Raw genomic sequence first — 11,237 nt, 5'->3', positions numbered from 1 at the left:
AGTCCTACCCACCAGGGGTGGGGGATTCGTGTGACGGGGTGCGCGGCGACGTGATTGCCGGACGGCCCGGCAGGGTATCGCTGGACCATGACTGATCCGCACAATGCTGCCGACCGTGGACGCGCCGACGTCGAGAAGCGCTGGCAGGACACCGGAAGCTACCGGTCCGCGGCCCTGTATGTCGTGGCCGTCGTCGCGCTCGGCGCGGTGGCCTGCGCGGTCTTCCTCGCCGTCGACCCCGCCAACATCGCCCTCGCGTCGCTCGTCCCCGGTGTGTTCCTTCTCGGCGGGATCGGTGCACTGGTCAACGCCTACCGCACCTATCGCCGGGGCGGCACCTGGCCGATGTGGCAGGGCGCGGCGTGGTTCCTGTTCGCCCTCATGCTCGTGGCGCTGGCGTTTCCCGCGATGGCGGGCTGATGCCTGTTTCCCACTGTGACGGGCTGATGTCTACTGTGGGGCCATGCCTGCGCAACGGGTGCGAATCGACAAGACCACGCCGCAGGTCTACCGAAAGCTGATCGCGGTATCGGCGGAGGTCGCCGCGGCCGCCGAATCGATCGGGCTGAGTCGGTCCCTCGTGGAATTGGTGAACCTGCGGTGTTCGCAGCTCAACGGTTGCGCCTTCTGCATGGATCTCCATGCGCAACTGGGCCGCACCGCGGGTCTGACGACGCAGCAGATCGACGTCATGGCCGGGTGGCGGGATGCGCCGGACCTCTACGACGACGTCGAGCAAGCGGCCCTGGAGATCGCCGAGCTCGTCACCGAACTGCCGGCGCACGACGCGGCCGACCTCGCCTACGACCGGGCGACGGACATCCTCGACACCGACCAGACCGCGGTGCTGATCTGGGCGGCGGTGACCATCAACGCGTTCAACCGGATGTCCATCGTGAGCGGGTACCGCCCCCGGCCCGGCGCCTCGCCGCAGAAGGCGGCAACACCGTTCACCGGTGGCGCGACAGGCTAGTCGGCCGTCCTCGCCTCACCGCCCTTTGCGCGCGAACACCCAGCCGGCCGCCGCGAGTGACACCAGCGCAATCGCCGCGCACCAGGCCAGGCCCGTCACCGCTGTCGACGTCAGATCGTGCACCGGTGACCCGCCGGTGCCCATGCCGACCAGCAGGGCTCGAATGGACTCGATCACCGGTGTGACCGGTTGTGCCTCGGCGAAGCCGCGCAGCCAGGCCGGCATCGTCTCGGGTGGCACGAACGCACTCGAGACATACGGCAGGAAGAGCATGACGAAGCCGAAACCGCCTGCCGCGGCGGGCGTTCGCACCGTCACGCCGATGAACGCGGCGAGGCAGGTGATGGCCAGGATGTAGGCGAGGACCATCCCGGCGGCACCGAACCATTCGAACAGCGACGCCGACGGCCGGAAACCGATGGCGACCGCGACGATCAGGACGACCGCGGTGGACACGGAGTTCTTCACCAGGCTGGCCGCGACATGGCCGAACACCATGGTCGCGCCCACGATGGGCATCGACCGAAAGCGGTCGATGACGCCGCCGCTCATGTCATTCGCCACCGCCAGTGCGGTATTGGACGCGCCGTAACCCGCGCACAGCAGGATGACTCCCGGAGTCGCGTAGGTGATGTAGTCGGTACCCACCGACATCGCGCCGCCGAAGACGTAGACGAACATCAGCATGATGGCGATCGGCAGGACGAGCGCGAGGATCAACTCGTCCGGATCGCGGCTCATCATCCGCAGCGATCGCCCGAACATCGTGGTCGCGTCGATCTGCAGGTGCCGGAGTCGCTTCGACGACGAGCCCTCGGCGAGGACAGTGGTGAGACTCATGCCGCGACCTCGTTCCCGGTGGCCGGTTCGGCGGGTTGTCCGGTCGCCGCGAGAAACACGTCGTCCAATGTGGGAGAACGCAATTCCCAGGCATCGACGGTGGCGACGGTTCGATCGACGAGATCGAGGACCGCGCGTGTGTGGGCCACCGACCGGTCGGTGGGCACGCGGACGGTGGTCGACTGGACCGACGGCCCGAAAGCCGCCAGGTCGGAGGCGAGGGCGGCGGCGTCGGCCGCAGTCGGCACGACGAACTCGAGCGCGGCCTCGCCGACGCGGCGTTTCAGGTCGGCCGGTGTACCGGCGGTCCCGATCCGGCCGCCACTGATGAGGGCCACGCGGTCGGCGAGGCGGTCCGCCTCCTCCAGATACTGCGTGGTCAAAAGGACTGCCGTCCCCTGCGCGACCACGTCGTCGATCACCTGCCAGAGCATCTGACGGCTGCGCGGGTCGAGGCCGGTCGTCGGCTCGTCGAGGAAGAGGACCACCGGCCGGTCGAGGAGTCCCGCGGCGAGATCGAGACGCCGGCGCATACCGCCGGAGTACGTCGCGACCAGTCGGTCGGCGGCGTCGGTGAGATCGAAGGCGAGCAGGAGTTCGTCGACGCGGTGATCGACGGTGCGGCGAGGATGGTGCGCGAGCCGACCCATCATCCTCAGGTTCTCGCGACCGGTGAGCTTGTCGTCGACGGCCGCGTATTGCCCGGTCAGACTGATGATCTCGCGGACCCGGCGGCGATCGGCGACGACGTCGAAGCCGCCGACGCGGGCGGTCCCTCCGTCGGGGCGGGTGAGGGTGGACAGGATGCGCACCGTGGTCGTCTTACCCGCGCCGTTGGGGCCGAGCAGGGCGACGACCTCCCCGGCGCCGACGTCGAGGTCCAGCCCGCGCAGGACGGGCACCCGGGAGTCCCCGCGGCCCAGCGATTTCGTGAGGCCGACGGCCTCGACCGGCATGGGTGACGAACGGTCCGGGACGGTCATGTCGGACTCCGATCTGTTTATGTCCGAAACTGTTTATCTCGGTAACTGCGTACAGTAGACGCAGTTGTGCGCGACGGCAAGGGTCGCCGACCGAGAGGACCGCGAGTGGCAGAGGGTGGGGACGGGACGCTGCAACGGCTGTGGACTGGTGGCAGGGCGGGCAGCCGTGGTCCCAAACCGGCCCTCGATCTCGACCGCATCGTCGACGCCGCGATCGCGATCGCCGACACCGACGGCCTCGACGCGGTTTCCATGGCGCGCGTGGGTGAGGCGCTCGGCTGTTCGGCCATGGCCCTGTATCGCCACGTGTCCGGCAAGGCTCAGCTGCTGAGCCTCATGGTGGACGCGGTGGCGGGTCAGCTCCCGTTGCCGCCGCGCCGAGGGGAGTGGCGCGAGGATCTGGCGGCGTGGACGCGGGCGCAGATCGACGGCATGGTCGAACGCCCCTGGTTCCTCGAACTGCCGCTGACGGTCGCGGTCCCGGGTCCGCGTCGAATGCGTTGGATGGAGGCGGGTTTCGAGATCCTGAAGGACTTCGACCTGCCCGGTGACGACAAACTCGAGATCCTCGGCCTGCTCGCCCAGTATGTGCTGTCGGCAACCCGGCTGGAGATCGAGATGCGGCGTGCGACGGGTACCGATGTGGAGTCGGACTTCGAGCAGGTGCTGACCGGTCTCGCCGATCCCGCGCAGTATCCGTACCTGTTCGCGGCGATGCAGAGCGCGGGCGGGGAGTCCGACGACCGTGAATTCGGGCTGCAGCTCATTCTCGACGGCATCGCATCGCGCGCCACCGGCTCGCCCTGACGCGTCACCGGGCACGCTGACCGGCCGGCCACCGCCGCACTCGCATCCGTGCGGCATGATGTCACCCATGTCGACTGTGCGCTCGGGCCGGCTCGCGGTCGGCACGCTGTCGCTGCTCACCGTTCTCTACTTCGCGCAGGGCCTGCCCTACGGCTTCTTCAGCCAAGCGGTGCCGGTCATCCTCCGCGAGGAGGGTTACTCACTGACCCAGATCAGCGTGTACGGACTGCTGTTCGCGCCCTGGGGTCTGAAATTCCTGTGGGCGCCCTATGTCGACGCCTACGGCACCCGGCGCAGATGGCTGGTGTCCCTGCAGTTGTCGTCGGCGGTCGTCGCACTCGTCTTGGCGACGCTCGATCTGTCCGGGTCCCTGGTCTGGCTCCTGATCGGCATCGCGGTCATCAACCTGCTGTCGGCGACGCAGGACATCGCGACCGACGGGCTGGCGGTGTCGATGCTGGAGCCGCGTCAGCGCGGTCTGGGCAACGGAATCCAGGTGGGCGCGTACCGAATCGGCATGATCGCCGGCGGCGGCGGGCTCCTCTGGCTGTTCTCGTTCGCCGGCTGGCGCACCTTGTTCGTCGTGATGGCGGTGCTCCTGTTCGCGGTCACCGTCGGCGTGTGGTTTCTCGCCCGTGAGCCAAGCCGACCGACCGGCGATGCGCCGCCGACACCGTCGAAGCGGGTGTCGCCCGGGTTGTTGCTGACGGGCTGGTCGTTGCGCCTCCGACGTCCGGGCGTGATCACGTTCATCCTCGTCGTCGGCGCGTTCAAGTTCGGGAACTCGATGGCGTCGGCGCTCGTGGGCCCGTTCATGTCCGACATCGGACTCACACTGGGCCAGATCGCGCTCGTCGAAGGTGCGTTGTCGTCGGCCGGAGCGCTCGGCGGCGCCGCGCTCGGCGGGTGGCTCGCGTACACCTACGGTCGGCGGCACGCACTGCTCGTCGGCGGTGTCACCCAGACACTCAGTCTCGGACTGTATCTGGTCGCGTCGATCGGCGTCGGCGGCTTCTGGTTGGTGGTCACGGCCAGCCTCGCCGAGCACATCCTGGGTGGCGCGGCGACCGTCGCGGTGTTCACCCTGATGATGGATGCGTGCCAGCAGGGCTACGAGGGCAGCGACTACACCTTGTTCGCGTGCGCCGTGGTCGGCGTGCAGGGCGCGGCCGGGTTCGCCGCCGGGATCGTCGGCGACCTGTTCGGGTTCCCGGCGATCTTCGCGACCGGCCTGATCCTGTCCGGCCTCGGCTGCCTGGTCATGATCCGGGCCCTCGATCGCGGTCTCATCAAACGGCTCGGGTAGGCAGGAGGGTCGCCATCGCCTCGTCGACGACGCGGTCGAGGTCGTCACCCAGGCTGCCGGCCAAGAACTGTTGCACCAGTTCGGCCATCGCGCCGGTGAAGATCGCGGCCCGCACGCGGCTCGTCAGGCGGTCGGTGTCGCGGGCGTCGGCCTCGGCGAACGCGAGGTCGCGGAGCATGCCCTGGGTGGTGGCCCGCCGTTCGGCGAGAACGGGATTGGTCACCTCGGCGGTGAACAACACGCGGCCGCGCCGCGGATCCGACGACGCGTGGCCGAGGACCGCACGGATACCCGCGCGGGTGCGTGACCGGACCGAGGGGCCCGCCTCGCGCATCGCGGCCTCGACCACCGCACCGAGTTCCGCCGTCGCGGTGTCGTAGACCGCGCCGAGCAGATCGTCGGTGTCGGAGAAGCTCTCGTAGAAGTACCGGGTGTTGTAGCCGCAATACCGGCACACCGAGCGAACCGACAGCTCGGCTTCCGCGCCGACGCCTCCGAAGATGTCGAAGGCGGCCGCGATCAGGGCCGCTCTACGCTCCGCGCGCCGGTCCGCGAGCGGTACGCCCGCCCAGCGGGTCGGTGAGGACATCTGCTCACCTTAGTCGGCCGCGAACGTGCCCCGCACAGATCTGGTCACGCCTGTACCCAAAGAGTTACTCTGGGTACGACCGTGACCAATGGTCGACCCGAGCGGAAGGTCTGTAGATGACTGTGTCCATGGCTCCTCTCCGACTGCCGTCGACCGACTGGATTCCGGTTCCCCTCCCGCACGAGTTCGTCGGGTCGTGGCTGAACGGCAAGTTCGACGCCCACGTCCGCGCGAAGTTCTTCCGCGGGATGGACTTCGAGAAGCCGGCCGGCGATCCGGGTTGGTTCGGCCCGGGCAGCGCGACCTGGTACGTCCATTCGCACACGCCGGCGCTCATCTTCGGTCTGCAGTGTGCGTCGTACCTGGAGCGTCTCGACCCGAGCATCTTCTGGATGGGTGTGCAGCACTCACGGCTGGTCCGGCGCCGCGAGGACGGAACCCCGACCCTGTCCATCGATCCCGACGGCGCGATGACCAGACTCGGGCACTCGCTGGCCTTCTTCATGGGGACCGCGTACGGCTCGACCGAGTCCGCCGAGCGACTGGCGCGGATGGTACGCGCGATGCACCACACCATCAAAGGTGTCCGGCCCGACGGTGCGGCCTACGACGCCGACGATCCGGCCTGGCTTCGCTGGAACTATGCCACCGTCGTCTGGGGTATCGCCACCGCGCACGAGATCTACCACCCGCAGCCGCTGCGGGGCGCCGAACTCGACGGCTATTACCGGGAATTCGTGCGTGTCGGTCACGCGCTGGGTGGGACCGACCTGCCCACGACCAAAGCCGACACCCTCACCTGCTTGGCCGAGTACCTTCCGAAACTCGCACTGACACATGGCAATGCGATGGCCACCGGGTTGAACGTACGCAACCCGGCCCAGGGCGCCGTGGACTGGGCGATCCGTGACACGATGCCCCGCTGGGCCCAGCAGCTCATCATGTACCGCCCGCCCAATCCGGTCGAACGGCGTGCGCGCCGGAGTGCGGTGTGGGGTCTGATCAACTCCGCCCATCTGACGATGGGGGAGGCGCCGGAGTTCGCGGCCGCTCGTCGTCGCGTGGCGCACACGACGGTGCCGCACACGCTTCCGCGCTATGAACTCGGATCTGACCCCGAGCGTACCCGTGCCGAAATCGAGGCCTCGTTCGCCCGTTAGCCGCTGTGGGCGCTCGTGTCAAACCGGGTCGCTCCGAAACATCAATGAAGGCAACGGAATTCGCCGGCATCAGATCGTGACGGCGGGTCCGGAAGCGGAAACATCGATTTCATCTCACGTCACGCCGGTGTAACAAAGTCAATTTACGTTTACCTCCCATACGCCAGATCGCAAGGCTTGCGACGCGTATCTCATCGGGGGTCACGCGGTGACAGGCCGCGTGTTCGTCGTGCCCCCATCTGAGTGGACCTGAGACGTAATGAGAAAGGCTTCGCCGATGCCGTCTGTTCCGTTGCCGCCCGGCCCCCCGCCGGCGGACATCCCGCCGTCCGCCCCGACCCGGTCACGCCGTCGGCGGTACGGCATCCTGGTCCCCGCGGCGCTGTCCGCGGTGGCGCTGGTCCTGAGCGCCTGTGGCAGTTCGGCCAGCGAGGAATCGGCATCGAGCGCCGAATCGTGTGTCGACACCTCCGGGAGCACCATCAAGGTCGGCTCGCTGAACTCGCTGTCGGGCACCATGGCGATCTCCGAGGTCACCGTGCGTGACTCGATAAAGCTCGCCGTCGATCAGATCAACGACAACGGCGGAGTGCTGGGCAAACAGATTCAGCTCATCGGTGAGGACGGGGCCTCCGAGCCGACGATCTTCGCGGAGAAGGCCGAGAAGCTGATCTCGAGTGACTGCGTCGCAGCGGTGTTCGGCGGCTGGACGTCGTCGAGCCGCAAGGCCATGCTGCCGGTCTTCGAGGACAACAACTCGCTGCTGTACTACCCGGTGCAGTACGAGGGCCTGGAGTCGTCGCCGAACATCTTCTACACCGGCGCCACGACGAACCAGCAGATCGTGCCGGCCCTGGAGTACCTGAAAGAGGAGGGCGTGAAGTCGCTCTACCTCGTTGGTAGCGACTATGTCTTCCCGCAGACGGCCAACCGTGTCATCAAGGCGTACGCGGAGGCCAACGGCATCGAGATCAAGGGCGAGGACTACACCCCGCTCGGTTCGACGGACTTCTCGACGATCGTCAACAAGGTCCGTACCGCCGACGCCGACGCCGTGTTCAACACTCTCAACGGCGATTCCAACGTCGCGTTCTTCCGCGAGTACAAGAACGTCGGCCTGACCCCGCAGGCCATGCCGGTCGTCTCGGTGTCCATCGCGGAGGAAGAGGTCGGCGGTATCGGTGTGGACAACATCGAGGGCCAGCTGGTCGCGTGGGACTACTACCAGACAGTCGACAACCCGGTGAACGCCTCGTTCGTCCGTGACTACAAGGCCGCATACGGCGCCAACAAGCCGACCTCCGACCCGATGGAGGCCGCCTACGTCTCGGTCTACCTGTGGAAGAACACCGTCGAGAAGGCCCAGTCGTTCGCCGTCGCCGACGTCCAGAAGGCTGCCGGCGGAGTCACTTTCGACGCTCCGGAGGGGCTCGTCACGATCGACGGCGAGAACAACCACATCACCAAGACCGCGCGCATCGGTGAGATCCGTGGCGACGGACTGATCTACACGGTGTGGGATTCGGGTCAGCCGATCGAGCCGGACCCCTACCTGAAGTCGTACCCGTGGGCCGAGGGCCTGAGCAACTGACACCGTCGACGACCCGTCCCGCGTCCTCCAGCGACGCGGGACGGGTCGCGCACGGTCCCTCCCGGCGAACGCGGCACTCGCCGACGACGAACGGATAGACACGTGGAAACCGTTATCGGACAGCTCTTCACCGGGCTCAGTCTCGGTTCGATCCTGCTTCTCGCAGCTCTCGGCCTGTCCCTGACCTTCGGTCAGATGGGCGTGATCAACATGGCCCACGGGTCGTTCATCATGGCCGGGTCCTACACCGCGTACACGGTGCAGGAATACCTGATCTCCAATGCCGGGGTGTCCCTGCTGGTCTCGCTCGTCATCGGGTTCCTCGTCGGCGGCCTGATGGGCGTTCTCCTCGAGGTCACCCTGATCAAGCGGATGTACGACCGCCCACTGGACACACTCCTGGTGACGTTCGGTGTCGGATTGATCCTCCAGCAGCTCGCCCGCGACATCTTCGGCGCGCCGGCGGTCGACGTCGTCGCACCGTCGTGGTTGTCCGGCGGCGTCGACATCCTCGGCGCCGTCGTCCCGAAGACGCGCCTGTTCATCATGCTGCTGGCCATCGTCGCGGTCACCGCGATCGCGGTGACCATGAAGTACACGCCGATGGGTCGTCGCATCCGCGCCGTCGTCCAGCACCGGGATCTCGCCGAGACGAGCGGGATCTCAAGCCGCCGAACCGACATCACGACGTTCTTCATCGGTTCGGGACTCGCCGGCATCGCCGGGGTCGCACTGACGTTGATCGGATCCACCAGCTCGAACACCGGAATGACCTATCTGATCGACGCATTCCTGGTCGTCGTCATCGGCGGGCTGGGCCAGATCAAGGGCGCGGTCATCGCGGCCATCGCGCTCGGCGTCCTGAACTCGTTCATCGAATACAACACGACGGCGTCGGTGGCGAAGGTCGCCGTGTTCGTCATCATCGTGATCTTCCTGCAGATCCGGCCGCAGGGGCTGTTCACGGTCCAGTCGAGGAGTCTTGTGTGAAGGACTATTTCAGCAGTTCCTGGAAGGTCTGGGCGGGCTTCGGCGTCGCCGCCATCCTGTTGTTCGCGGTCGCTCCCGCCGTCCTCTCGGACTTCCGTCTCAACCTGCTCGGCAAGTTCCTCTGCTTCGGCATCGTCGCGGTGGGCATCGGCCTGGCCTGGGGTCGTGGTGGCATGCTCACCCTCGGCCAGGGTGTGTACTTCGGGCTGGGTGCTTACATCATGGCCATGCACCTGAAGATCTCCGACGCGGAATTGCGCGGCGACGACGTGCCCGACTTCATGCAGATCGCCGGGATCAGCGAACTGCCCGGGTACTGGAAGCCCTTCGCCTCACCGGTGGTGACGATCCTGGGCATCCTGCTGGTACCGACGTTGCTGGCGATCCTGCTGGGTCTCGGCGTGTTCAAACGGCGCGTCAAGGGTGCCTACTTCGCCATCCTGTCCCAGGCGCTGGCCGCCGCCTTCGCGATCCTGCTCATCGGTCAGCAGACCACCGGTGGCAGCAACGGCCTCAACCGTTTTCGCAGCTTCTTCGGGCTCGCCCTGAACGACCCGGTGAACCGGCAGCTGCTGTTCTTCATCACCGCGGCCATCCTGCTCGCCGTCGTGGCGATCACCCGTCAGCTGATGTACAGCCGGTACGGCGAACTGCTGGTCGCCGTCCGCGACCAGGAGGAGCGGGTCCGGTTCCTCGGCTACGACCCGGCCAACACCAAGGTCGTCGCCTACGCCATCGCGGCGTTGTTCGCGAGCATCGCGGGGGCCATGTTCGTTCCCATCGTCGGCATCATCTCGCCCGCCGACGTCGGGATCGTGCCGTCGATCGCCTTCCTGATCGGCGTCGCCATCGGCGGGCGCACAACGCTTCTCGGCCCGGTCCTCGGCGCCATCGCGGTGGCCTGGGCGCAGACCAGTCTGTCGGAGAGCTTCCCGTCCGGCTGGACTTATGCGCAGGGAATCCTGTTCATCGTGGTCGTCGGGTTCTTCCCGGCCGGGCTGGCCGGCCTGGGAGCACTGGTCAGGTGGCGCCGGAAGAGGGCGCCGGATTCGTCCCCGACCGGCGACATCGACGAACACACCAGCAGCAAGGTAGGAGCGTCGTCATGACCGAAGCAGAATCGACCGTCGTCGGGCACCCGCCGGTCGCCGGCGGCAACGCCGGGATGGACAGCGACTACCTCCAGGTGCGCGGTCTCAGCGTGGAGTTCGACGGTTTCAAGGCCGTCTCCGACGTGGATCTCACACTGCTGCAGGGTGATCTGCGGTTCCTGATCGGTCCCAACGGTGCCGGCAAGACCACCATCATCGACGCCATCACCGGCCTGGTGAAGTCGACCGGTTCGATCCAGAAGTCCGGTGTCGAACTGGTCGGCAAGAAGGTGCACCAGATCGCGCGGCTCGGGGTGGGCCGGACCTTCCAGACCGCGAGCGTCTTCGAGGAACTGAGTGTGCTGCAGAACCTCGACATCGCCGCGGGCGCCGGGCGTTCGGTGTGGACGATGCTGCGGCGTCGACCGACACAGATCCCCGACTCGATCGCCGAGGCGCTCGAAACCATCGGCCTGCAGGACCTGGCCGACACACCCGCGGGCGTACTGGCCCATGGTCAGAAGCAATGGCTCGAGATCGGGATGCTGCTGGTGCAGAACGCCTCGGTGCTGCTGCTGGACGAGCCGGTCGCCGGGATGAGCCACGAAGAGCGTGAGGAGACCGGGAACCTGTTGCGCCGCATCGGCGGTGAGCGCACCGTCGTGGTCGTCGAGCACGACATGGACTTCATGAGGTCCTTCGCGACATCGGTCACCGTGCTCGCGCGGGGGCGGGTGCTCGCCGAGGGCACGGTCGCCGAGGTCCAGGCGAACCCGAAGGTCCAGGAGGTGTACCTCGGGACCGCGGCCGGCGGTGAGGAACTCGAGGAGATCGCCGCCGACACCGACACGACTGCGACTGCGGTGAGCGCGGCTGCAACGCAACCGATCACGGAGAAGGGCTGAAC

At 67.2% G+C, this 11,237-nt stretch carries 12 protein-coding genes; 9 read left to right on the top strand and 3 right to left on the bottom strand.

What is annotated here, in order from left to right; genetic code table 11:
- Window positions 1–87: 87 nt before the first annotated feature.
- Window positions 88–420 carry a hypothetical protein gene (locus LEL84_RS07740; RefSeq protein ID WP_058252485.1) on the top strand — a complete coding sequence of 111 codons (333 nt, stop codon included), beginning with the start codon at window positions 88–90 and terminating at the stop codon, window positions 418–420.
- Between the two features lie 43 nt (window positions 421–463).
- Window positions 464–973 carry a carboxymuconolactone decarboxylase family protein gene (locus LEL84_RS07735; RefSeq protein ID WP_226513727.1) on the top strand — a complete coding sequence of 170 codons (510 nt, stop codon included), beginning with the start codon at window positions 464–466 and terminating at the stop codon, window positions 971–973.
- 15 nt (window positions 974–988) lie between these two features.
- Here the strand turns inward: LEL84_RS07735 and LEL84_RS07730 are convergent, their stop codons facing one another.
- Together LEL84_RS07730 and LEL84_RS07725 are read right to left on the bottom strand one after the other, a co-directional pair.
- Window positions 989–1,813: an ABC transporter permease gene (locus LEL84_RS07730; RefSeq protein WP_226513726.1), complete on the bottom strand. Its 825-nt coding sequence runs from the start codon at window positions 1,811–1,813 to the stop codon at window positions 989–991.
- Complete coding sequence (locus tag LEL84_RS07725; protein ID WP_226513725.1) at window positions 1,810–2,796, bottom strand: ATP-binding cassette domain-containing protein; 987 nt, start codon at window positions 2,794–2,796, stop codon at window positions 1,810–1,812. Before LEL84_RS07725 ends, LEL84_RS07730 begins: the two co-directional genes overlap by 4 nt.
- 105 nt (window positions 2,797–2,901) lie before the next feature.
- On the opposite strand from LEL84_RS07725, the gene LEL84_RS07720 reads away from it, so the two are divergent.
- Window positions 2,902–3,603: a TetR/AcrR family transcriptional regulator gene (locus tag LEL84_RS07720; RefSeq protein ID WP_159371207.1), complete on the top strand. Its 702-nt coding sequence runs from the start codon at window positions 2,902–2,904 to the stop codon at window positions 3,601–3,603.
- A 67-nt stretch (window positions 3,604–3,670) separates the two neighbouring features.
- The gene (locus LEL84_RS07715) at window positions 3,671–4,909 is read left to right on the top strand and encodes an MFS transporter (RefSeq protein WP_226513724.1); all 1,239 of its coding nucleotides are present in this window, start codon (window positions 3,671–3,673) and stop codon (window positions 4,907–4,909) included.
- Here LEL84_RS07715 and LEL84_RS07710 read toward each other — a convergent pair.
- A complete protein-coding gene (locus LEL84_RS07710) occupies window positions 4,893–5,498 on the bottom strand; it encodes a TetR/AcrR family transcriptional regulator (protein ID WP_226513723.1) in 606 nt (201 codons plus the stop codon). The genes LEL84_RS07715 and LEL84_RS07710 overlap by 17 nt on opposite strands.
- A 116-nt stretch (window positions 5,499–5,614) precedes the next feature.
- Between LEL84_RS07710 and LEL84_RS07705 the strand changes: the two genes are divergently transcribed.
- The 5 genes from LEL84_RS07705 to urtD all read left to right on the top strand — a co-directional run bounded on the left by LEL84_RS07705 (window position 5,615) and on the right by urtD (window position 11,235).
- Window positions 5,615–6,658, top strand: coding sequence for an oxygenase MpaB family protein (locus tag LEL84_RS07705; protein WP_226513722.1), 1,044 nt, complete (start codon window positions 5,615–5,617; stop codon window positions 6,656–6,658).
- A 277-nt stretch (window positions 6,659–6,935) separates the two neighbouring features.
- Window positions 6,936–8,249, top strand: a complete 1,314-nt coding sequence (urtA, locus tag LEL84_RS07700) for an urea ABC transporter substrate-binding protein (protein WP_091344393.1) — start codon at window positions 6,936–6,938, stop codon at window positions 8,247–8,249.
- Window positions 8,250–8,351: 102 nt separating this feature from the next.
- Window positions 8,352–9,239, top strand: coding sequence for an urea ABC transporter permease subunit UrtB (gene urtB, locus LEL84_RS07695; protein ID WP_058252491.1), 888 nt, complete (start codon window positions 8,352–8,354; stop codon window positions 9,237–9,239).
- The gene (gene urtC / locus LEL84_RS07690; RefSeq protein WP_226513721.1) at window positions 9,236–10,348 is read left to right on the top strand and encodes an urea ABC transporter permease subunit UrtC; all 1,113 of its coding nucleotides are present in this window, start codon (window positions 9,236–9,238) and stop codon (window positions 10,346–10,348) included. Before urtB ends, urtC begins: the two co-directional genes overlap by 4 nt.
- Window positions 10,345–11,235, top strand: a complete 891-nt coding sequence (gene urtD, locus LEL84_RS07685; RefSeq protein WP_226513720.1) for an urea ABC transporter ATP-binding protein UrtD — start codon at window positions 10,345–10,347, stop codon at window positions 11,233–11,235. Before urtC ends, urtD begins: the two co-directional genes overlap by 4 nt.
- Window positions 11,236–11,237 lie beyond the last annotated feature (2 nt).

This window comes from Gordonia sp. WA4-43 (genome assembly GCF_020520305.1).
Classification (GTDB): Bacteria; Actinomycetota; Actinomycetes; order Mycobacteriales; family Mycobacteriaceae; genus Gordonia; species Gordonia hongkongensis.
This window is presented reverse-complemented; position numbering and strand designations above follow the sequence as displayed.

Coding starts and splice junctions, on each gene's coding strand:
- LEL84_RS07705 (WP_226513722.1), top strand. CDS start 5,615: ATGACTGTGTCCATGGCTCCTCTCCGACTGCCGTCGACCGACTGGATT.
- LEL84_RS07725 (WP_226513725.1), bottom strand. CDS start 2,796: ATGACCGTCCCGGACCGTTCGTCACCCATGCCGGTCGAGGCCGTCGGC.
- LEL84_RS07730 (WP_226513726.1), bottom strand. CDS start 1,813: ATGAGTCTCACCACTGTCCTCGCCGAGGGCTCGTCGTCGAAGCGACTC.
- urtA (WP_091344393.1), top strand. CDS start 6,936: ATGCCGTCTGTTCCGTTGCCGCCCGGCCCCCCGCCGGCGGACATCCCG.
- urtD (WP_226513720.1), top strand. CDS start 10,345: ATGACCGAAGCAGAATCGACCGTCGTCGGGCACCCGCCGGTCGCCGGC.
- LEL84_RS07710 (WP_226513723.1), bottom strand. CDS start 5,498: ATGTCCTCACCGACCCGCTGGGCGGGCGTACCGCTCGCGGACCGGCGC.
- LEL84_RS07740 (WP_058252485.1), top strand. CDS start 88: ATGACTGATCCGCACAATGCTGCCGACCGTGGACGCGCCGACGTCGAG.
- LEL84_RS07735 (WP_226513727.1), top strand. CDS start 464: ATGCCTGCGCAACGGGTGCGAATCGACAAGACCACGCCGCAGGTCTAC.
- LEL84_RS07715 (WP_226513724.1), top strand. CDS start 3,671: ATGTCGACTGTGCGCTCGGGCCGGCTCGCGGTCGGCACGCTGTCGCTG.